Genomic DNA, 19,723 nt, shown 5'->3' with positions numbered 1-19,723 from the left:
AGGAAATGGGGGGCTCCTTGAGTCGCGACAAGGCATGGCAGAGGCGAGCGTCAAGAAGGCTCAAAGTTGTTGACGCCTTCGTTATCGTTTGGGCCGTGGTTGGCGCTTATGTCATTCGTTTTGGGTTCGAGCCGGACTTTGTCATATCGGGTCAAGAACCAAATTATCTATGGGTGTCCGTCGCACTTGCAGCCGTTTGGTGGTTCATGCTCGGCGCGTGGAACAGCAGACAGAGCCGTGTCTTAGGCGCGGGACCGGACGAATACAAGCGTGTGGCTGCAGCTTCTTTGTGGCTATTCGGTCTCGTTGCCATTATTTCTTACTCACTGAGAATAGAGACAGCCCGAGGGTATGTGGGGATCGCTTTGCCTGTTGGCTTGGCAGGCCTGCTTTTAGCTCGGTGGCTGCTCCGTCAGCACCTCAATGTTGCACGGCAGAAGGGGCGAAGCATGTCCCGACTCCTGCTGCTTGGTGGTCCGAGCGCTGTGGCTCATCTCGCGTCTTCTCTGCACCGGGCAAAACACTCAGGGTACCTCCCAGTTGCTGCCTACACTCCGGGCGTCGCGGGAACAGCGACCATCGATGACGATTCGGGGCTACCGGTTCTCGGCCATCGTGCTGACACGGAGTCGGTCTTGGCCGCGATCGAAAAGTGCAAAGCAGATGCCGTTGCTGTATCCGCGGGCGTGCAACTCCATCCACAGACCATCCGTCATCTGGGATGGGAACTCGCAGCTCGTAACGTCGGACTCATAATGGCGCCGGCCCTAACGGATATCGCGGGTCCCCGAATCCATACCCAGCAGGTCGCAGGTTTGCCATTGATCCACGTAACAACGCCTACTCTCGAGGGTGGCCAGCGAGTGGCCAAACGGCTCTTCGACATCTTCGTCTCAGGCCTGCTCATCCTGCTTTCAGCACCGCTGATGTTAGTAATAGCCATACTTGTGAAGCTTGATAGCCGCGGACCCGTACTCTTCTTGCAGGATCGAGTGGGCATCGAGGGCAAGCCTTTCCAGATGATCAAATTCCGGTCAATGGTAGCCGACGCAGAGGCCCGCCTGGCTGGCCTTCAGGAGCAAAACGAAGGAAGCGGGCTACTTTTCAAAATCAGAGAAGACCCTCGTGTTACCAACATCGGCAGGGTACTTCGGCGATACAGCTTGGACGAATTGCCCCAACTGTTCAACATCTTCGTCGGCTCAATGAGTTTGGTCGGACCGCGTCCCCCCCTCCCTCGAGAAGTTGAGGCCTACGAGCACGACGTTCGGCGTCGTTTGCTGGTTAAGCCCGGACTCACGGGGCTATGGCAAGTGAGCGGAAGGTCGAATCTTTCCTGGCAGGATTCCGTTCGGTTGGACCTCTATTATGTTGAAAATTGGTCGCTTGCTGGCGATCTGGTGATCATTCTCCGCACAGTTCGTGCCGTGTTCCACAGCACAGGTGCTTACTAGGCAAATAACGGCGCAGCGAAACTGCGGAAGGAACAAAATGCGTATCTCTGTTATTGGTTGTGGTTATCTCGGCGCTGTGCATGCAGCATGTATGGCCAAGCTGGGCCACGAGGTCGTTGGCATCGATGTCGACTCCCGGAAAATTGCGGATTTGGCGGCCGCCAAAGCGCCCTTCTACGAGCCTGGGTTGAAAGAACTACTAGAAGAAGTCCAGGACACCGGCCGGCTCACATTCACGTCAGACTTAGCAGCTGCGGCCGGCAGCGACGTCCACTTTATCTGTGTAGGTACGCCCCAGAAGAAGGGGGAAAACGGTGCAGACCTGACCTATGTCGACGCGGCGGCCCGGAACCTCCTTCCGCATTTGTCGCCGGGTGATGTGGTTGTCGGTAAGTCAACAGTCCCTGTCGGAACAGCGGCGCGTCTCAGCGCATTGATATCGGCACACGAACCGGACGCACACTTGGTCTGGAACCCTGAGTTCCTGCGCGAAGGTCATGCGGTCAAGGACACGCTCTACCCTGATCGATTTGTCTACGGTGTTATTGGCGGGTCTGAGGAGCATCCAGCTGTGGCAGTGCTGGACGAGGTATACACGGTACCCCTTTCAACAGGGACTCCACGCTTGGTCACAGACCTCCCCACAGCAGAACTGGTTAAGACTGCAGCAAACTCCTTCCTAGCAACGAAGATCTCCTTCATAAATGCCATGGCGGAGCTTTGCGAGGCGGCTGGCGCAGACGTCACTCGTCTCGCGGATGCCATAGGTATGGACGAACGGATTGGCCGAAAGTTTTTAAATGCCGGCATCGGTTTTGGAGGCGGTTGTCTTCCAAAGGACATTCGGGCTTTCATGGCGCGCGCTGGCGAGCTAGGCGCCGATCAGGCTCTAACGTTTCTAAGGGAAGTGGATGCCATAAACATGCGGCGGCGAACTCGCATGGTCGAACTCACCAGGGAACTATGCGGTGATAGCCTGCTCGGAAAACGTATCACCGTACTCGGCGCCGCGTTTAAGCCCGAGAGCGACGATGTCCGCGATTCACCAGCGTTGAGTATTGCGGCTCAGTTACAGTTGCAGGGAGCCGTCGTCACAGTCACAGACCCGAAGGCTTTGGACAATGCGGCTTTGAGATTTCCGGAACTGCAGTACGAACCTGACATGGAATCTGCTCTGGAGGGCACCGATGCTGTGCTGCTGTTGACGGAGTGGCAGGAATATCGAGAACTTGATCCTCATTTGCTTAAGGAAATAGTGACAACGCCGAGGATTTTGGACGGGAGAAACATCCTTGATGCCGGCAAGTGGCGGGCCGCCGGATGGCAATATCGAGGACTCGGACGCCCATAACATGCGCAGCGGAAGCAAACTGAGAACTGACAGAATGCCTCAAAGCAATGTCAGCCCTGTCAAGCGACGCATTTGGTTCGCGGCTCTTATCACCGGAGTTCTAACGGCAGTACTCCTTCTGGCAGCCGCATGGCTGGGAGTCAAGGCCGTGACGATCAAGACCGAATTGGAAGCAGCCACAGGTTTACTTCCGACCCTCAAGTCGCAAATTGCCGCAAGTGATCCGCACGCCGCCAAGGCGACTGTAGACGCTCTTGTTCAGCACACGAGCGCATCACGGGAAGCAGCGAACGACCCTATATGGAAGGCAGCGTCTTGGGTGCCGGGGTTAGGAACTAACCTGCAGGCTGCAAGCGAGATAGCCACCTCTGCTGACGACATCGCTCGCTTGGGCGCTGTCCCATTGGTCTCGGCCTTCCAGAGCCTCAATTGGAAAGCCCTGACTCCGAGACCCTCCGGAATGGATCTTAGTCCGTTGAAGGAATCGGCCCCTAGCATCGACGCTGCCGCGCAAGCAGTACGTGAATCCGCTCGCCGCCTGGACAACATCGAGGTGAGTGGCCTTCTCCCGCAGATTGCATCGCCTCTTACGACGGTCCGGAAGGACCTCGAGACTGTCACTGAGCAATTGGACTCGGCTGCTGATGTAGCTAAGTTGGCACCCACAATGTTGGGCTCAGATTCTCCGCGGCGTTATCTGCTTCTCATGCAAAACAATGCAGAGTCCCGGGCGTCTGGCGGCATACCTGGCGCGTTAGCCGTTGTGAGCCTTGACGCCGGCAAATTTAAGCTCGAATCACAGACCAGTGCCAGTTCGCTCGGGGCATTTGTTCCGTCGGTGGCAATCGATGCTGAGCAGTCGGCGATTTTCTCGCCACGTGTAGGAAAGTTCATGCAGGACGTAAATCTTACGCCGGACTTTGCAACCACGGCCGTAACTGCGCACACCATGTGGGAACGGAAGACCGGTGAGCAGTTGGACGGCGTTTTGTCCATAGATCCGATTGCTCTCAGCCTCTTACTGGACGCAACGGGCCCCGTTCGGATGCCAGATTCGATCGCACAGAAGACTGGAACTCAGCTACCAAGCGAGCTGACGGGCGGCAATGTCGTACGGACCCTGCTTTCGGACGTCTATGCGGCGATACCAGACCCTGCTCTCCAGGATGCTTATTTTGCGGCCGCAGCCAACGAAGTCTTTGCGGTGCTTTCGGCCGGGAAGACTGACCCCACAAAGCTGCTTGAAGCTATCACGGAAGGCGTAGCACAACACCGGATTTTGTTGTGGTCCGCGGCGCCGACGGAACAAGCGACCATAGGGAAGTACCCGCTTGCTGGATTAGTGTCTGGTTCGAGCGTAAGTCCAGCCCAATTTGGCGTCTATTTCAACGATGGCACCGGAGCAAAAATGGACTACTGGATCAAGCGGTCCGTGCAAGTAGCAAAGGACTGCACGCGTGACGGCTATCGCCAGGTGACTATCAGGGTCACAAGTACCAACACCGCCCCCAGAGACGCCGCGTCTTCTCTCCCCAAGTATGTGACGGGAAATGGAGCATTCGGAGTCCCCCCTGGGTCTGTGCAGACCAACATAGTCGCCTACGGGCCCGTACAATCCAATATTGACACGGTTGTCAAAGATGGGCAGCAGATTCCCTTTGCCGCGCAGCGTCACAGTCAGCGAGCAGTTGGGACCTCGACCATTCGCCTAGCGCCAGGAGAGAGTACGTCCGTTGAGTTTAACTTCGGGCACATCGTTCAGCATTCGGATCCAAAACTGGTAGTCACACCCACAACTCAACCCATCAAAGACGTGATCCAGGGCACAGTCGAAGGCGCTTGTGAATAAATCGCGACTGACGCGTTAATCCTTTGTAACGAGTCTGGATTTTTCTTTGCCGGTTGCATGTGTGAATGGTAAGTTCTAGTTGGGCAGCAAACTGAGATTTCACTTACGGTCACGTAGGGTCTCGGAAATCTCCAAACACCACGTAGCACCACAAAGGTCTCAGGGGGGACACATATGAGAAAATCTCTCGCAGCACTTACGCTTGCAGGCTCCATCGCACTTCTTGGCGCAGTTCCGGCCGTCGCTAACAATGCCAACTATCCGGCTCCGAACACGAGTGTCGCCGTATCGGACGCCTCGGTCGCTCCGGGTGAAGCTTTTGTCTTCAGTGGCACCGGCTTCACGCCCGGCGAAGGCATTACCATTACGGTCACGCCGACAGGGACTCCAGCCGCCAGCGGTGGCAGCGTTACAGCTGGAAGCCTGTCCGTTGCCGGAAGGATTCCGCTTGCGCCGTCCACCCTGTCGGCTGTTGCCGACGGAAACGGCGCTTTCTCGATTCCCATCGTCATCAACGAGCCGGGCACTTACGCCATCACGGCTACCGGCAACACCTCGGGAGTGACAGTTGGACCTGTAACGGTCGTTGTAGGTGGTGCCGCACTGTCCAACACCGGAGGATCCACAGGTACCGGCGCGAATTTGGCGAACACGGGCGGCGTCCCGCTCGCCAACACGGGCGCTGACTCCAGCCTTATCCTTTGGTCGCTTGTGGGCGCAGGAGCATTGGCTGCTGGTACCGCATCTGTCGTCGTGGCACGTCGCCGCGCAAAGAGCACAGAGGCTTCCGTCTAGCAAGAACTTGAGTAACGGAGGGTGGTTTGCCAACAGGATTATCTTGTTGGCAAACCACCCTCAGTTTTTGGATTCCGCTCATCGAAGCAGACGCATATGGTATCCATAAGGAGTATGGGGCGACATTGGAGAAAACGCAGTTCTTCCTTTAGGCGGCCTGCCCTCAGGCTACGGGCTTCCCAAGTGCGTCAGCGACTCGTTCGTTACACCCTGCTTGGTTTCCTGGCCACGCTATCCTTGGGTGTCAGCATCTGGGCTCTGATTCGAACCTCGTGAAGGTGCGCTTGAAAAACCCACTACCTTGGCGTACAACACTTACCGCAGTCTACCTTTTTGGGCTTGCAGTGGTCGGTTTTTGGCCCTCCCCCGTAGACAAACCAATTCAGGGGACGCTCGACGCAATACTTAGATGTCTCCACAGTCACGGCGTGCCACGATGGTTTGACTACAACTTCGTAGAGGCTTCGGCAAATGTAGTAATGTTCATCCCCTTCGGGCTTCTGATCGCGATTACTCTGCCCTCCAAGAATTGGTGGCAGCTGACCGGTGTCGGATTGATGGCGTCGACGTGCATGGAACTAGGTCAACTTCTGTTCATATCGGCCCGCTTCGCAAGCCTCACGGACCTTGTCACAAATACATCTGGAGCATTCATTGGCATTTCACTTGCACGTCTCGTGGTAGATCGAAATCCATCACGTCGGCGGCGGGCCGCATGAAATTTCAGCGGACGAGGCCCGATGAGCGTAGAGCCGGTAATCAAACTTCTCATCGGGACTTCCAGCTGTCCGGAACACTGTTTGGCTGCCGGGCCGCCCCTCCAGACTGGGCTTAGGCAGTGCTACATTCGCTACATTTGCGCATCGACGAAAGCCCAATTTCGGAGCTCCTGAGCCACTGTCCGTCATCGCAGTCAGCAACAAGAGGGATCTTAATTTATGACCTAGGTCTCAATGAGCATAGGTCATACAAACGCAACATATATTGATATCGGGAAGTAGCCTTATGATAAGGATCGGCGGCACGCCCCGGTGATTTGTTGCCCAAACGGGGGTGTGTCGCTGCCCTGGCCCAACCGGAAGCACTTACAGGCCTTCTCTGCACGCCAGCAGCACAGACGTCATACGTCTTCTTCTTCCGCCCATGACGTGAAACTAAAACCGCCCCCGCCTCCCACGCCGAACCTCTTCGACGATCTCCCCTGCGTGCGTGTGGTGGAGGTAGTGCTCGTCGGGGACGTGCACCACGGTCCCTTCGGCGGCGCTTGAGGCTTGGCGGCGGTGCAGCTCGAGCCATTCAGGGTTCTGCTTGTTCTCCGCCACAACGAACAGCAGCACGGGTAGATCCTTCGCGAAGGTGGTTCCCAGGGCGCGCTGGAAGTTCGCGGAAATGCGGGCCATCGCGTCGAGGTACGTGGGCGACATGGAATTCCGGTTGCTGAGCAGCTGCATCTGCTCACGGGCATAGGGGTGTAGGCAAGGTCGGCCGCGACGCAGTCGATCCCGTAAACGCCGGCACTCGTCGGAGAAGTTACGGGCGCCTAAAACAGCCCTCCGAGGAAACTCCTCAAATCCTCGGCGACTCTCTCCGGGCATTCCCAGAGCACAAGATGCCCGGTCCCCTCGTAGATCTGCAGTCGTGCGCCCTGAATACGGCCCACCAGGGTTTCCTGATGGTGTCGAGGCACAAGGTGATCATGGGCGCCCCAAAGCAGGAGTGCGGGGACCGAAATGTTGCCGGTTTCCGTCGGAGGGTCGGCCTCGTATAATCCCCGCAGAGAAGCCTTCCAAATCGAGGCTGGCATGGCGAGACCGTCCTGCACTCGATCTTCAATGTATGAGGTTGGCACCGTGTGCAGCATTCTGTACCAGGCCAACGATTCACGAACCCAGTTCTCTGAGATCGGATCGATCAGCTGCTCCACCTCGGCCGCAAACGGTGGCCTGCCGCGGAGCGTCAGGGGTGCGCCTACCAACGTCAAGGATGCAACAAGGTCCGGATGCGACACAGCGAGTTGCTGGGCAACGTAACCACCGCTGGAGGAACCCAGGACATGTGCCTGTTCGAGGCCGAGTGCCGCCAGCACGCCCGCGACGTCCTCAACAACTTCGGAAAGCGAGTAGCCGTCTGCCGGCTTATCCGCCGCACCATGACCCCGCAAGTCAGGCGCCATAATCACAAACCTAGGCAACGCCGCAATGAGGCGATCGAAACTCCGCCAGGATTCGCCCCAGGCGTGCAAGAGCAGCAGTGGAGTGCCGCCGTCGTCGACTGTTTGTTCCAGGTTCCCCTGCACAAAACAAGGCACGCTGATCCCGGTTTTCAACCACACGGTCCTGACTTCGGACTCCATGGCCTCAGCGTACGCTCGACCGGCCGCTGGCAGGAAGGCAAGTGCTAACCCCGCCCGACCTCCCACGCCCGCACTCCATCCGCAATCTCCCCCGCGTGCGTGTGGTGGAGGTAATGCTCGCCGGCGATGGGCACCACCGTGCCGTCGGTGACGCTGGCGGCCTGGCGGTTGTGCAGCTCAAGCCACTCCGGGTTCTGTTTGTTCTCCGCAACCGCGAACAGCAGCAGCGGCAGTTCCTTTGGGAAGCCGGTTCCCAAGGCACGCTGGAAGTTCCTGCCTATGTGCTCCATCTCGTTGAGGTAGGTGGGAGCCATCGAATTACGGTTGGTGAGCATCTGCATCTGCTCACGGGCGTAGGGGGTGTAGGCGGGGTTGTCGTTCGCTAAGGTCAAAGCCGTGACTACCCGCAACAGCCCAAGGTTTTTGGCCACCGCCATTAGCCCCGTAGGGAACTCCGTATCCATGCCCGGTTGCCCGGGAACGGAAGTATCGATGCCAACGAATGCGCTCACCTCATCCGGGTAGCGGTTGACGTAGTCGATGCCGTAGATGCCGGCGATCGAATGTCCCATCAGGATGTAGCGGTTGACGTGGAGGGACTGCAGCGCCCCATGGACTTCCTGCACGATGTTCTCAGTAGTCCGCTCACGGTCGGTCCCGTCGCTCAACCCGTAGCCGAAGGGTTCCACCACGATCACCCGATGGTCCGTGGCAAGCTCCCTCACCAAGGGCGCGAAGTCCAGAACAGGCGACGACGTTCCGAACCCAGGCAGGAGGACGACATCTTTGAGCCCGCTGCCGGTCACCAGGACGTTCATCTTGCTGCCGTTCACATCCACCCGCTGGCCGTAAGACTCGATCTTGCCGGCCTCGGCGTTGCTCGCGACCACGTTCACCACGGCGGTAGTCGCCAGACCCGCTGCCAGAACCGCGACGACGACGGCGACTGCCACGAGCAACTTCTTAACTGACCTCTTCAAACATCCCTTTCCAGCACGCGCCATGCGCCCTGTATCCAGCCTCGCGTTTCCCAGCCGGGAGCGCGTCACCCCAGGGTGCTGACTTGAGTAGTCCGTTCGGGGTACGCGGGCAGGATCGTCAGGATGAGAAGGACCGGGCAGATGCTGGTTTCACGCCGCCGAGCAACGCTGGTATCCGAAGCCTGCCTACAAAAGGCGGCGGCAGCACTGCCGTCGTGATTCTTAAGCTTTTTCGGCAGCAGCCTTCAGGTCGGCCGCGAACTGGGTAAAGCTGTCGTCAAATGACGGGATCTTGCTGGCAAAAAGGGGGAAGACAGGGCCGCCGATTTTCTCGGCCATCTCGAAAAGGGAGCGGCCGTCGTTGGTTTCCGTGATGGTGTACGTCCGGGTTCCCAGGGCGTCGCCCCACGCGAGCTTGTTGGGCGCTTGGAATTCCTTGACTTTCAGTTTGAACGTGCGGCTGGGGTCCAGAGTGGAAACCAAGGTGATCTTGGATCCCGGGGCGATATCACCGTCAATGGAGACCACAGTGGAATTCCAGTTGGGGTAGTTCTTGGCGTCCGTCAACAATCCCCACACCGTGGATGGAGATGCGCCGATGACAGCGGCGACGCGCGTTTCCCGGCTGAAAGTCTTGCTGGTGGTGCTGGCAATTCCATCGGATATTTCAGGCATGGCTTCCGGCTCCTCTGCGCGGGAATGCGGTGATAGTGATGATGGTACAGCTGCGCTGCTACATTGAAACCCATGACTTGGGGACCACAAAAGATCGGTGCTGTCATTGCTGCGGGCATTGTGCTGGGAAGCTGCTTGAGTGCTTGCGTTGGGTCACAGCCAGGTGCCACCCCTCCCCCGCTCCCCACCTGCCAGCCCACGCCGCCATCGGCTCCCAAGGACGGCATCCTGGCCGGCGTAAACCTCGACTGGGAACACGAAACTCTGGAGCAATACGCCAAGAACCTCGGCGAGCGCCCGGCAGTCACCGTGACCTTTACGGACTTCCCCATGGCGGATACCGACAAACGGAACGTCGACGCAGCATACGAACAGATCCGGGCCAACGGCGGAACAATGCTGCTCACCCTTGAACCCAAGCTTGGACTGGCCTCTGTCACTCCAGAGGTCTCGGAAGAACTGGCGTCCACGCTGGCGCGCTTCAACAACGCGGGCGTGCCTGTGATCGTCAGGTTCGCTCACGAAATGAACGGCTCTTGGTATGCCTGGGGCCAGCAACCCACCGCCTACGTGGCCGCCTATCAGCGGGTGGCCACAGCAATCCACGCAAAGGCTCCGGGCAGTGCCATGATGTGGGCACCGAACTACGGCGGCGGTTACCCCTTCAGCGGCGGCAAATACGAAGCAGTGGCCGGAACCCCGGATTACGCGCTGCTGGACACCGACAATGATGGCGAAGTCACCGGGGCTGACGATCCGTACGCCCCCTACTACCCCGGCGACGCAGCGGTCGACTGGGTCGGCATGTCCCTCTACCACTGGGGCAATACCTATCCCTGGGGTGCCAACGTCATTCCCGAGCCGGGGAAGTTCATACAACAGCTCACCGGCAACTACAACGGAGCCGGCGGAAACGACCTCGCAGTCCCCGACTTCTACACGGAGTACGGAGCCAAGCGAAACAAGCCCGTCGCTATCCCCGAAACAGCTGCCCTCACCACGGCGTCCGGCGAAGGCGCCAACCCCTTGGCCATCAAGGAAGCATGGTGGGGCCAGCTCTTCGACCCCGCAATTCCGCGGGACTACCCGGAACTGAAAATGATCAACTGGTTCGAGTGGGACAAGAACGAGGTAGAGGTCAAGGGCGTGGTGGACTGGACCTCCACAAAGGATCCCGAGGTTCGGGAGGCCTACACCTCAGCCCTGCCGGACTGGTTCAAGTTCGCCCCCGCACCCGAGGCCTGCACACCCGCCCAAGATGGGGGCTCCTAAGCCCGCGGACAGCCCTTCCGCGTAACCAAGCAAAAGCAGGTCCAGTCTTGTCGGGAGTGGCCTACCATTGGCCCCATGGAGACCTTTGATCATGGCGAACACATCCGCGGGCTGCACGAACTGGTAGCCGGCTCCGCCGACATCAAAGGGACCCTCGACGGCCTGACCAGATTTGCCGCAACTGCCATCAGCCAAGGCAGCGGGGCTCCCATCGACTGCGCGGTGACACTCCGCCGTCGTAAGCGCACAGCCACCGTTGCGGGCAGCAGCGAGAAGGCGATTGAGCTGGACAATCTTGAGCAGACGCTCCAACAAGGCCCTTGTCTGGATGCCTTGGACAAGGGCCGTACGGTTCTCCTTGCCGACGTCGAGACTGACACGAACTGGCCCGAATACAGCAAGCTCTTGGCCAAACACGGCTCGCAAAGCGCCTTGGGCGTGCCCCTGCTGCTGGGTGAAACGTCGGAGGCCGTTCTGAACTTCTTCGCCCCGGCACCTGGGCTTTTTACAGACGAAGTCATCAAGGAAGCAGAAGCCTTCGCCGAGGTCGCCGGCAGCACCCTGCGCCTGGCCATCCGGATCGAGGCCATGGAACAGCTCAATGCCGACCTGAAAGCTGCGATGGCCAGCAGAACGGCCATCGACCTGGCTTGTGGTGTGATCATGGCCCAAAGCCGTATCAGCCAGGACGAAGCATTCCGGCTGTTGACTCAGGCCTCCAGCCACCGCAACCAAAAACTCCGCATCGTGGCCGAAGAGATCGTGGAAAAAGTGACCGGCAGCGCCGACGCCAAACTGAACTTCGAAGACTAGCCCGGGATCGCCTGCACTGCCTCCGCGAGCCAGGCCAAGGCCTCAGGCCGCGACGTGAAGAACCTGGTGGGGCACGGGACGTGGCTTGTTTGGAGTTGGAACTGGACCACGGTTCGGTCCACTGGGCTCTCGCCGAGCAGCGCGATCCTCGAAGCTGCGCACGGTTTTTCGAAGATCTCGCGCGCCTGATGACTCAGGAATCCGGTCTGGGCCATGTCCACCAACAGGGGCAAGGACCGGCCGTTGGCCAGCTTATTGACAGCGTCCACGGCTGCCTGGGCGTTGCCCGCGTCGATGTGCACACCGTGGTTCCACACCAAGTGCAGGAGTCCGTTTTCGAGACTAAGGACGCTGTCGTCCAGTTCAATCCGGTCCATCCTGCACCTCCTTGTGTCCGACTATTGGTTGAATCCGCTGGACTCAGTAAAGGTCAATTATCCGCCCGGCGCACGGGTAGCCTGTACTCACCTTTTGCCTATGACAACGAGCGAACTACCTGCCCGATTCCGGGGTCCGAAGTGGTGTGGGTTAGTCGTGAGTGGGTTCGCCGGTGATCTGGTGGTCGGCGTGGTTGATGGTTTCCTGGATCAAACGGACGAGGTGCCCATCATGCAGGGAATAGATGACGTGCCGGCCGTCCTTGCGGGTGTCGACCAGGCCTGAGAGGCGGAGCTTGGCCAGGTGTTGGCTGACCACGGTGCGGGGCATGGAGGACGAGTCGACGAGTTCCCCGACGGTCTTCGGTCCTTGGGCAAGTTGCCACAGCAGGTGCAGGCGGGTCGGTTCGGCCAGCATCCGCAGCGTTCCCGCGGCGTTCTCCAGCAGCTCCGCATCCGGCGTGACCGGGTGGAACAGCGAGGGTGTTTCAGATGCGGGGCGAAACGGGCGCTCCGGTTGGCTGCTCACCGCTGTCCTCCTTGCTTACGGAATCCCCGGCAATAGCAACATCGCGGCGGGGCCAGGAGAAGAATGCTCCTGCAGTACCCAGTATCGCAAGAACTGTCAGTGCAATGGCAGCAGGGCCCAGGCCCGCGAACGCACCAAGCCACCCAGCCAACGGATAGGCAAGGATGTAGCAGGCGTGCGAGAGGGAAAACTGCGCAGTGAAAACATACGAACGGGTGTGCTCGTCCGAGGCGTCCCGCAGCAGCCTCGAGGACGGGGTAAGGATCGTGGAATTGCCCGCACCAAGCAAGAACCACAACACCAGCAGCACCGGCCAGCCCCACCCGGCCGGTCCGGCTAATGTCATCACGGTAACCCCTGCCAGCGCGGCCGGGATCAGGACGGCGCCGGTCAGCATCACCGTGCGTTCCCCAAAACGCTCCAGAACACGCGATGCGGACAGGGCAACGATCATCGAGCCGATACCGAAACACGCCAACGCCAGGGCAAGATCCGTATCCGGTCGTCCCAGGACGGTGCGGACGTAGACCACGGAATTGACCAGCACCAACGCCGTCGGAGCCGCGACCACCAGATTGAGAGCCAACAAGGACCGCAGCCGACGGTTCCGCCAGAATAGCCGCACGCCGAGCGTGGTCCGGTGCCACAACGAGCCCGCCGCCGACCCGGAAGCCACCTTGGGCAACGCGGTGAAAACCACCATGCCGGCCGAGAACAGGAACCCGGCCACCGTGCCCAGGAACAGGTTGTTGTAACTGACCACCGTCAGCAACAACGCCGCCAACGCCGGGCTGACCAACGCTTCCATGTCATAAGCCAGGCGTGACAGCGACAGCGCATGGGTGTAATCGCGCTCCTCGCGCAGCACCGTCGGGATCAACGACTGGAACGCCGGAGTGAACGTCGCCGAGGCGGATTGCAGCAGGAAAATCACCACGTAGATCTGCCACGCCTCCGTGATGAACGGCAGACACAACGCCATCGCGGCCCGGACCAAATCCGCGCCGATCAGCACCGGCTTCTTCGGCAACCGCGCCACCAAAGCATTGATCACCGGCGCGAAACCCACATACGCGCCCATCTTGATCAACAACGCCGTGCCCAGCACCGCTCCGGCATTGCTGCCCGCCAGATCAAACGCCAGCAACCCCAACGCCACTGTCAACAGTCCCGTGCCCACCAGCGCGATGACCTGTGCCAGGAACAACCGGCGGTACGTCCCGTTCCGCAACACCGAGAGCATCAGTAAACCCATCCCATCATTTAAGTACATATGTGCATGCATGTGCACTTAAAGATACTACTGTTCCGATACCAACGCACGCCAAACTCTCGAGGTGAACGGGAGGGTGGCGATCACGGCGTGGCGAGGCGGGTGATGATCGACTTGCGGGGTGGGGACTTCATGAGATTATGGAGACTTCCGCAGCAAGCCGTCGACGGCGGTTGCGAACCCAGTCGGCTCCGTAACAGTCCTATGGGGGGCACATAACGGTGGAAGATACTGCAAGTCTTTGGCGTACTGACCCTTCGACATTCCGCGACGTGGTGATCAACCGCGCCGCACTCGAAGCTGCACTGGAAGGCGACTGTCCCCCCGTGGAGCGCGTAAGGTACCTGGGCTTGCTTCGACGTGACAGCCAAGCCCTGGAAGAAGGACTCAAGCTTCTGTCCGACTCCGACTCATCCGATCGCCGTGAGCTGCTCCTGATCCTGGCCCAGATACACCAACGGCAGTACCACTGGCACGACGCCGCAGTGCTGCACGAAAAGGCACTCCGGACAGTCCGTACGCCCGAAGAGGAAGCGTACGTCCGCCACCACATTGGACGCCGCCTCTTTGACGAAGCCCGCTTCCGGTCTGCAGCCGACGAGTTCCAATGGGCCGCCGACCTCTACCGTGTTGCCGGCCAACCGGAAGCAGTGGAAGAAAACCGCCAGGCCATGCGCCGCGCACTGCAGGTGCATGGCGACGAGCGAAATGGCGGACGGCCAGCGTACGAGCTGTCCTGAGACTGGCTCCTGCGCTTTAGGCCCCTGCCCAACGGCGGATGGTCGAGTTGACCAGGCCGATCAACACCGCGGTCCACCAGCAGGTTTGGGAGACGGTAAGGGCGATTAGCAACCTCATGCGGAGGCGCCGGCCCAGTTCACCGAAACGCGTTTGCGGCGGGAGGGCCAGCAGTTGGTGCATGGCAGGGGCTATGCCCAGCCCGTTGAGCATCAACACGAGAACGCACACCAGCTTAATAACCGTGACCGGATTGCCCAGGTCCGGATCAATCAGGGCACCTGAAGCCAGCAGCAGCGCGAGACCACCCCAGATCAGGGGCTTGGCTGCAGCTTCCAGCCTCCCGGATTCATGCATCTGGACCTTGCCCAGCAGCCACAGCAAGCCAAGCCAATCGACTACCAGGATGGTGCCGAAAGACAGGACCAAGGCCAGAATGTGGACCGCCAGCCCGATGCGGTGCAGTTCCGGGCCGCAGTCCACAAAGTGACCGACCAGCAGTGAAGCAATCCATCCACCGGTGCATAAGAGCCCGAGCAACATCGGCCTCCAGCGTGGCCCTATCCCGTTTCGCCCTGCAGTGCCGAGTTCCTTCGGCGGAGTGGCGTCAGAAGGGGGTGGGGCTACCAGGACGGGGGCAGGGGGCAGTAAGGACATGAAGAGCCTCTCAAAGGGCGGGTGCCGTGGCGGTCCTTGGGGAGGCGGCACTCGATGCGGTCATGCGTTGCGAATTTAGGTGAACCTAGGTGGGGAGATTACAGCCCTCTCGCGAAATTAGGCAAGCTTTGCGTGGCCTAATTACTCCAACGAATCTTTGATCACAGCAAACCCTTGACGGCGCACTTGCATTTTGCAAGTATGGCCGCATGAGCCTCTTTATCACCTGCCCCGTTGAGAGCGTCGAGCGCTCCACTGCCTTCTATAACGCCCTTGGCTGGACCCTCAATGCCAAGATGTCGGACCACAACGTCTCATGCTTCGAGATCGCGCCCGAGCAATACGTCATGCTCGGCAGCCGCGAGATGTACGCGAGCGTAGGTGGTTTCGAGGAACTGGTCGGCGGACCCGACACGCCGTCGAAAGTCACCGTGTCCTTCGACCTCGGCAGCCGCGAGGCGGTCGACGAACTCACCGAACGCGCCGGCGCCGCAGGCGGCCGGATCGGCGACACCGACGACTACCCGTTCATGTACCAGCGCCAATTCGACGACCCCGACGGCTACCACTACTCACCCTTCTGGATGAAGCCGGACACCGAACCGACCGCGTGAGCGACCTCGCCGCGGCCCTCGACAAAGTCGGCGCACGATGGGCCTTGCTCATCGTGGAACGGCTGCTCGAAGGGCCACAGCGGTATGGCGATCTGCAGCGCGACCTTGGCGTGCCCACCAACATCCTCGCAACACGCCTGCGCGAGCTCGAAACCGCCGGAGTATTGTTTCGCCTGCCACTCAAGCACAACACACGGGCCTACGCACTGACCGATCGGGGGCTCGCCTTACGCGAGCCGATCGAGGCGCTGGCACGGTGGGTCGACGAGAAGTGATCCTCGGGGCATTTCAACCTGGGCAGGCGAAGGGCCGGACAGGCTTCTGGGTACCGCTGTCCGACCCCGCCGGCGGTGGGCTCCTGGCGGCAACTTGGGGGGTATTGCCGCCGGCCACAATCCCGCTGAATCAATTGAAACTCACAACGCGGCCAAAGGCACGAGTAGTCGGTACTCGTTTTTCCGCCTACCGCTCCGAGTACTCGCAGGACGCGCGTGATGACCAATTCCCAGCCTCCCTCTGGTCGCGGAACAGGCCATGGCGAGCGGCGGAACAATATTAGTAAGTAGCCTTGCTTTCTTGGTGAAGCGTCGTGTTACATGGATTTCGAGGGTGTGGGGACCCTACCCGTCAACACGACAAAACCATCAAGGAGAGCATCATGACCCACCATGAGGACTTCATCGCCCTGAGCAACGCCGGCGGCAACGTCATCGATTCAGAGGGCGCCAAGATCGGGAGCATCGGGCAGGTCTACGTCGATGACGACACCTCGCGCCCGTCGTGGGTAACGGTCAAGACCGGGCTGTTCGGGACCTCCGAATCGTTCGTGCCGCTGGAGGGAGCCCGGACCGATGGCAGCGACATCGTTGTCCCTTACACCAAGGACAAGGTAAAGGACGCCCCAAGGGTCGAGCCGGACGGGCATCTGGAAATCGAGGAAGAAGACCGTCTCTACAGCTACTACGAGCTCGCCGGGGGTAACAGGGGCGGCGTCGATACCGGTCGGACCTACAGCGGAACTGACACCACGGATGCCAACATCGACCGGCGCGATACCGACCGGAGCACCGTGGGGCACGACACTTCAGGTCCAACCACCGATGACGCGATGACACGTTCAGAGGAACAACTGAATGTCGGCACCCGGAAGGAAGAGACCGGCCGGGCAAGGCTGCGCAAATACATCACCACGGAGAACGTCACTACAACGGTGCCGGTGCAGCGCGAAGAAGTGCGCATCGAACGGGAACCCATCAATGACTCCAACTTCGGTGACGCCATGGACGGGCCCGAACTGAGTGAGGAAGAACACGAAGTCACCCTCCACGAGGAACGTCCCGTCGTGGAGAAGGAAACAGTGCCCGTTGAAAGGGTCCGCCTGGATAAGGACACCGTCACCGAAGAGCACACGGTGAACGAAGAGGTCCGCAAGGAAAACATCGACGTCGACGGCGACGGAACCAGCCGCCGCTGACACTCAGGACCGCCGTTAGTCGTAAGACACAGGGCCGTGTCCGGAGGCACCTCCGTTCACGGCCCTTGGTGGCCAGAAAGAGGGAGAGTCACATGGCAGAGCACAACATTTCCGGATCAAGCACCCCCAGAGCGCGCCGAAACGACCTCGTGGCAGCAGAGAGGGAGCGCTTCGGCGGCATCAAGTGGGGTTCGGCATTTTTTGGATGGCTGACTGCCATCGGCATGACCGTTCTCCTCAGCGCACTGGCCACCGCAATCGGCGCAGGCGTGGGCACCGCTAACACCAACAACCCCCAGGACGCAGCAAACAAAGCAACGGAGAATGTCCAGACCCTGGGCATCATCAGCGGGATCGTTCTGGTGGCAATACTCCTGATCGCCTATTACTGCGGCGGCTACGTGGCCGGACGCATGGCCCGCTTCGACGGTACCAAACAAGGCATTGCTGTCTGGCTCTGGGGCATCATTGTCGCGGTCCTGGTCGCCATCCTCGCAGCCGTCGCCGGCAGTCAGTTCAACGTCCTCAGCAACCTCGGTGGGGCACCCCGCATTCCCGTTGACGGCAGCCTGCTGACTGCCAGTGGACTCATCGGCCTGGCCATCGCCGTCATCATCCCCTTGGTTGGTGCCATCCTCGGCGGCAAAGCCGGCATGCGCTTCCACCGAAAAGTCGACCAAGCGGGACTCGACTACCGGACGGGCGCCGAATAGTGGCGGAATGCTGGATGCCGCAAGGAGCCGCAAGCCTGATCTTGACTAATCAGCATACTTACCAATAGCGTAGATATGTGGCTTAGGTCACATACTCGGGCTCTGGAGAGCCAACAACCAGCAATCAAATAGTTCCGCCGGAGTTCTGAATGGGGGCGGAGCGACCGGGGGTTCACGCGCCTAATCACGCGCTGAAAGGAACACCTGAGATGCGAACACGAGTTCTTGCTTCAATAACTACCGTAGCCCTCTCCGGGGCCATATTCTTCGGAGTCGCGGCTCCTGCAGCATCGGCAGCGCCGCCCACAGCCGCACCCACCGCAACAGCAGCCGCCCAAGCAAAGAAGCAGTTGGCGACCTTCACCGCGCACTACAACGTTCCCATGAAGGACGCCACGACCGGACAGACCGTCAAGACCTTGGACGCCACCTTCACAGCCACAAGGTTCCTGAACGATAACGGTGTCCTAAAAGTGACCGGCGACTTGGTGGGCACGGCGACGAACAGCGCCGGCGTATCCGAGCCGGTCAACGTCCAGAATCTGACGATGACTGTCGGCAGCGCTGGAAGCAACACCGTCACAGCGTTGGCAGCCCCAGCCTGCGACGTTCTCAACCTGGTCCTTGGGCCACTGCACCTGGACCTCTTGGGCTTGGTAGTAGACCTGAACCAAGTGGTCCTGAACATTACTGCACAGCCCGGCGCCGGTAATCTGCTCGGCAACCTGCTCTGCGCCATTACAGGGCTGCTGGATGGCCAGAACGGTTTGAACGGCCTCGTGGCTCTGCTCAACCGAATCCTGGGCATATAGGCACCAGATCCAGCAGCCGGCTTTGACTCCCCGACCGCCGACCGGGCGGGTGGCCCTGAACGGGCCACCCGCCCGCGGCGTCTTCTGCGTAAGGCTGCGACATAGCGCAACCCTGGCCCACCAGCGCAGACGCTGTGTGAGCAACTTCCCCCGGGCAGCATTTCATGTAAGGTAATAAGCAACCTGATCATTAGCGACAAGGCCGGGGGTGCCTGAATGCCTGATATGGAACGTTGGCCAACCAGCCGGTTGCTGTCCACTGCGGCACGACTGGTGGAACTTGCCTGGAATGAGAAACTCCGCCCGCTGGGTCTGACCTACCCGGCGGTCCTGACGCTCGACGCCGTTGCGGCCGCCGGCCCCATCGCCCCGGGGAAACTGGCCCAAAACATCCGCGTGCAAGCCCAGACCATCGGACCGCTCCTTGCGAGGCTCGAGTCACGCGGCTTCATAGTCCGTGAAGCCAACCGCTTCGACCGCCGCGGCCAACTGGTCTCCATCACCGCCCTGGGCAAGGAGCTGCTGGAACAGTCCCACGGCCTGGAAAATGCGGCACTCGAGAACGTAGACCTGGACTCCGAGAGCCTGCGCAAGGAGCTGATCGCCATCGTGAGGGAAACCGAAATCGGCTAGGCCAACCTATGGCCACGTGGACGTTAGCCATCCAACAAGGCAGTATGGAGTTATCGCTGATGAAGTCCGGCGCGCACAGGAGAAGTCTCTCCAAAATCCCGGGCTAGCGAAACAGAGCGATGCCCGGACAAACAAAAGGGCATCATGACTGAACTTCACATAGGCGACAGCCTCCCAGTAGACCTTCTGAGCTTCCAAGCCGCTGAATGCTTGGTATCCACCGGGCCGCCCGAGGCCGAGGACGTATGCGTCCTCGATGCAGGACACACAGGCAACCATCTTGCTGCGGGCGCAGACATGGTGGTCAGGGCCGTCTGGAGCTAAAGGCTAAAGACACGCAAAGGGCAAGCGATTCCCTCTG

23 protein-coding genes are annotated in these 19,723 nt (G+C 60.0%); 15 read left to right on the top strand and 8 right to left on the bottom strand.

Translation table 11 applies throughout. The features are described from left to right. Nucleotides 1-17 precede the first annotated feature (17 nt). The 5 genes from FDP28_RS03605 (at nt 18) to FDP28_RS03585 (ending at nt 6,168) form a co-directional block, all read left to right on the top strand. Nucleotides 18-1,454 (top strand): sugar transferase, encoded by a 1,437-nt coding sequence (locus tag FDP28_RS03605; RefSeq protein ID WP_144659242.1) that lies wholly within the window; start codon nt 18-20, stop codon nt 1,452-1,454. Nucleotides 1,455-1,491: 37 nt separating this feature from the next. Further along, nucleotides 1,492-2,805, top strand: a complete 1,314-nt coding sequence (locus tag FDP28_RS03600) for a UDP-glucose dehydrogenase family protein (protein WP_144659241.1) — start codon at nt 1,492-1,494, stop codon at nt 2,803-2,805. Between the two features lie 148 nt (nt 2,806-2,953). After that, entirely contained in the window at nt 2,954-4,654 is a 1,701-nt protein-coding gene (locus tag FDP28_RS03595) for a DUF4012 domain-containing protein (RefSeq protein ID WP_313955639.1), read from the top strand. Between the two features lie 174 nt (nt 4,655-4,828). After that, the gene (locus FDP28_RS03590; protein ID WP_144659240.1) at nt 4,829-5,449 is read left to right on the top strand and encodes an LPXTG cell wall anchor domain-containing protein; all 621 of its coding nucleotides are present in this window, start codon (nt 4,829-4,831) and stop codon (nt 5,447-5,449) included. A gap of 272 nt (nt 5,450-5,721) precedes the next feature. Continuing rightward, nucleotides 5,722-6,168, top strand: coding sequence for a VanZ family protein (locus tag FDP28_RS03585; RefSeq protein WP_313955638.1), 447 nt, complete (start codon nt 5,722-5,724; stop codon nt 6,166-6,168). 435 nt (nt 6,169-6,603) lie between these two features. On the opposite strand, the gene FDP28_RS03580 is transcribed toward FDP28_RS03585, so the two are convergent. The 4 genes from FDP28_RS03580 to FDP28_RS03565 form a co-directional block, all read right to left on the bottom strand. Further along, nucleotides 6,604-6,873: a hypothetical protein gene (locus tag FDP28_RS03580; protein WP_260842318.1), complete on the bottom strand. Its 270-nt coding sequence runs from the start codon at nt 6,871-6,873 to the stop codon at nt 6,604-6,606. A gap of 116 nt (nt 6,874-6,989) precedes the next feature. Then, a complete protein-coding gene (locus tag FDP28_RS03575; RefSeq protein ID WP_186313495.1) occupies nt 6,990-7,802 on the bottom strand; it encodes an alpha/beta fold hydrolase in 813 nt (270 codons plus the stop codon). A gap of 44 nt (nt 7,803-7,846) precedes the next feature. Beyond that, the gene (locus FDP28_RS03570; protein WP_260842317.1) at nt 7,847-8,782 is read right to left on the bottom strand and encodes an alpha/beta hydrolase; all 936 of its coding nucleotides are present in this window, start codon (nt 8,780-8,782) and stop codon (nt 7,847-7,849) included. A 222-nt stretch (nt 8,783-9,004) separates the two neighbouring features. Beyond that, the gene (locus FDP28_RS03565; RefSeq protein ID WP_144659236.1) at nt 9,005-9,457 is read right to left on the bottom strand and encodes an SRPBCC domain-containing protein; all 453 of its coding nucleotides are present in this window, start codon (nt 9,455-9,457) and stop codon (nt 9,005-9,007) included. Nucleotides 9,458-9,529: 72 nt separating this feature from the next. On the opposite strand from FDP28_RS03565, the gene FDP28_RS03560 reads away from it, so the two are divergent. Both FDP28_RS03560 and FDP28_RS03555 read left to right on the top strand, forming a co-directional pair. After that, nucleotides 9,530-10,729: a glycoside hydrolase family 26 protein gene (locus FDP28_RS03560; protein WP_144659235.1), complete on the top strand. Its 1,200-nt coding sequence runs from the start codon at nt 9,530-9,532 to the stop codon at nt 10,727-10,729. A gap of 75 nt (nt 10,730-10,804) precedes the next feature. After that, entirely contained in the window at nt 10,805-11,542 is a 738-nt protein-coding gene (locus FDP28_RS03555; protein ID WP_144659234.1) for a GAF and ANTAR domain-containing protein, read from the top strand. Here the strand turns inward: FDP28_RS03555 and FDP28_RS03550 are convergent. The 3 genes from FDP28_RS03550 to FDP28_RS03540 form a co-directional block, all read right to left on the bottom strand. Next, nucleotides 11,539-11,919 (bottom strand): DUF7793 family protein, encoded by a 381-nt coding sequence (locus tag FDP28_RS03550; RefSeq protein WP_144659233.1) that lies wholly within the window; start codon nt 11,917-11,919, stop codon nt 11,539-11,541. The genes FDP28_RS03555 and FDP28_RS03550 overlap by 4 nt on opposite strands. A gap of 151 nt (nt 11,920-12,070) precedes the next feature. After that, entirely contained in the window at nt 12,071-12,448 is a 378-nt protein-coding gene (locus tag FDP28_RS03545; RefSeq protein ID WP_144659232.1) for an ArsR/SmtB family transcription factor, read from the bottom strand. Then, nucleotides 12,408-13,691: an MFS transporter gene (locus FDP28_RS03540; RefSeq protein WP_144659666.1), complete on the bottom strand. Its 1,284-nt coding sequence runs from the start codon at nt 13,689-13,691 to the stop codon at nt 12,408-12,410. Before FDP28_RS03540 ends, FDP28_RS03545 begins: the two co-directional genes overlap by 41 nt. Before the next feature lie 302 nt (nt 13,692-13,993). On the opposite strand from FDP28_RS03540, the gene FDP28_RS03535 reads away from it, so the two are divergent. Continuing rightward, on the top strand, nt 13,994-14,461 hold the full coding sequence (locus tag FDP28_RS03535; protein WP_144659231.1) for a hypothetical protein: 468 nt from the start codon (nt 13,994-13,996) through the stop codon (nt 14,459-14,461). A 16-nt stretch (nt 14,462-14,477) separates the two neighbouring features. Here the strand turns inward: FDP28_RS03535 and FDP28_RS03530 are convergent, their stop codons facing one another. Next, a complete protein-coding gene (locus tag FDP28_RS03530; protein ID WP_144659230.1) occupies nt 14,478-15,002 on the bottom strand; it encodes a hypothetical protein in 525 nt (174 codons plus the stop codon). 323 nt (nt 15,003-15,325) lie between these two features. Between FDP28_RS03530 and FDP28_RS03525 the strand changes: the two genes are divergently transcribed. The 7 genes from FDP28_RS03525 to FDP28_RS03495 all read left to right on the top strand — a co-directional run bounded on the left by FDP28_RS03525 (nt 15,326) and on the right by FDP28_RS03495 (nt 19,686). Then, on the top strand, nt 15,326-15,730 hold the full coding sequence (locus tag FDP28_RS03525) for a VOC family protein (RefSeq protein WP_144659229.1): 405 nt from the start codon (nt 15,326-15,328) through the stop codon (nt 15,728-15,730). Continuing rightward, nucleotides 15,727-16,005, top strand: coding sequence for a winged helix-turn-helix transcriptional regulator (locus tag FDP28_RS03520; protein ID WP_144659228.1), 279 nt, complete (start codon nt 15,727-15,729; stop codon nt 16,003-16,005). Before FDP28_RS03525 ends, FDP28_RS03520 begins: the two co-directional genes overlap by 4 nt. 383 nt (nt 16,006-16,388) lie before the next feature. Beyond that, complete coding sequence (locus tag FDP28_RS03515; RefSeq protein WP_144659227.1) at nt 16,389-17,204, top strand: DUF2382 domain-containing protein; 816 nt, start codon at nt 16,389-16,391, stop codon at nt 17,202-17,204. Nucleotides 17,205-17,296: 92 nt separating this feature from the next. After that, complete coding sequence (locus FDP28_RS03510) at nt 17,297-17,917, top strand: hypothetical protein (RefSeq protein ID WP_144659226.1); 621 nt, start codon at nt 17,297-17,299, stop codon at nt 17,915-17,917. A gap of 209 nt (nt 17,918-18,126) precedes the next feature. Then, a complete protein-coding gene (locus FDP28_RS03505) occupies nt 18,127-18,729 on the top strand; it encodes an ABC transporter substrate-binding protein (RefSeq protein WP_144659225.1) in 603 nt (200 codons plus the stop codon). 225 nt (nt 18,730-18,954) lie between these two features. Beyond that, complete coding sequence (locus FDP28_RS03500; protein WP_144659224.1) at nt 18,955-19,362, top strand: MarR family winged helix-turn-helix transcriptional regulator; 408 nt, start codon at nt 18,955-18,957, stop codon at nt 19,360-19,362. A gap of 144 nt (nt 19,363-19,506) precedes the next feature. Next, nucleotides 19,507-19,686, top strand: coding sequence for a hypothetical protein (locus FDP28_RS03495; protein ID WP_144659223.1), 180 nt, complete (start codon nt 19,507-19,509; stop codon nt 19,684-19,686). The last annotated feature ends 37 nt before the right edge of the window (nt 19,687-19,723 follow it).

Source organism: Paenarthrobacter nicotinovorans, assembly GCF_007670255.1.
Lineage (GTDB): Bacteria > Actinomycetota > Actinomycetes > Actinomycetales > Micrococcaceae > Arthrobacter > Arthrobacter nicotinovorans_B.
This window is presented reverse-complemented; position numbering and strand designations above follow the sequence as displayed.

What these genes read in the sequence shown, in the direction of transcription:
- FDP28_RS03600 (WP_144659241.1), top strand. Translation starts at nt 1,492, where the DNA reads ATGCGTATCTCTGTTATTGGTTGTGGTTATCTCGGCGCTGTGCATGCA.
- FDP28_RS03590 (WP_144659240.1), top strand. Translation starts at nt 4,829, where the DNA reads ATGAGAAAATCTCTCGCAGCACTTACGCTTGCAGGCTCCATCGCACTT.
- FDP28_RS03580 (WP_260842318.1), bottom strand. Translation starts at nt 6,873, where the DNA reads ATGTCGCCCACGTACCTCGACGCGATGGCCCGCATTTCCGCGAACTTC.
- FDP28_RS03575 (WP_186313495.1), bottom strand. Translation starts at nt 7,802, where the DNA reads ATGGAGTCCGAAGTCAGGACCGTGTGGTTGAAAACCGGGATCAGCGTG.
- FDP28_RS03565 (WP_144659236.1), bottom strand. Translation starts at nt 9,457, where the DNA reads ATGCCTGAAATATCCGATGGAATTGCCAGCACCACCAGCAAGACTTTC.
- FDP28_RS03560 (WP_144659235.1), top strand. Translation starts at nt 9,530, where the DNA reads ATGACTTGGGGACCACAAAAGATCGGTGCTGTCATTGCTGCGGGCATT.
- FDP28_RS03555 (WP_144659234.1), top strand. Translation starts at nt 10,805, where the DNA reads ATGGAGACCTTTGATCATGGCGAACACATCCGCGGGCTGCACGAACTG.
- FDP28_RS03550 (WP_144659233.1), bottom strand. Translation starts at nt 11,919, where the DNA reads ATGGACCGGATTGAACTGGACGACAGCGTCCTTAGTCTCGAAAACGGA.
- FDP28_RS03540 (WP_144659666.1), bottom strand. Translation starts at nt 13,691, where the DNA reads ATGCTCTCGGTGTTGCGGAACGGGACGTACCGCCGGTTGTTCCTGGCA.
- FDP28_RS03530 (WP_144659230.1), bottom strand. Translation starts at nt 15,002, where the DNA reads ATGTTGCTCGGGCTCTTATGCACCGGTGGATGGATTGCTTCACTGCTG.
- FDP28_RS03525 (WP_144659229.1), top strand. Translation starts at nt 15,326, where the DNA reads ATGAGCCTCTTTATCACCTGCCCCGTTGAGAGCGTCGAGCGCTCCACT.
- FDP28_RS03515 (WP_144659227.1), top strand. Translation starts at nt 16,389, where the DNA reads ATGACCCACCATGAGGACTTCATCGCCCTGAGCAACGCCGGCGGCAAC.
- FDP28_RS03510 (WP_144659226.1), top strand. Translation starts at nt 17,297, where the DNA reads ATGGCAGAGCACAACATTTCCGGATCAAGCACCCCCAGAGCGCGCCGA.
- FDP28_RS03505 (WP_144659225.1), top strand. Translation starts at nt 18,127, where the DNA reads ATGCGAACACGAGTTCTTGCTTCAATAACTACCGTAGCCCTCTCCGGG.
- FDP28_RS03500 (WP_144659224.1), top strand. Translation starts at nt 18,955, where the DNA reads ATGGAACGTTGGCCAACCAGCCGGTTGCTGTCCACTGCGGCACGACTG.
- FDP28_RS03495 (WP_144659223.1), top strand. Translation starts at nt 19,507, where the DNA reads ATGACTGAACTTCACATAGGCGACAGCCTCCCAGTAGACCTTCTGAGC.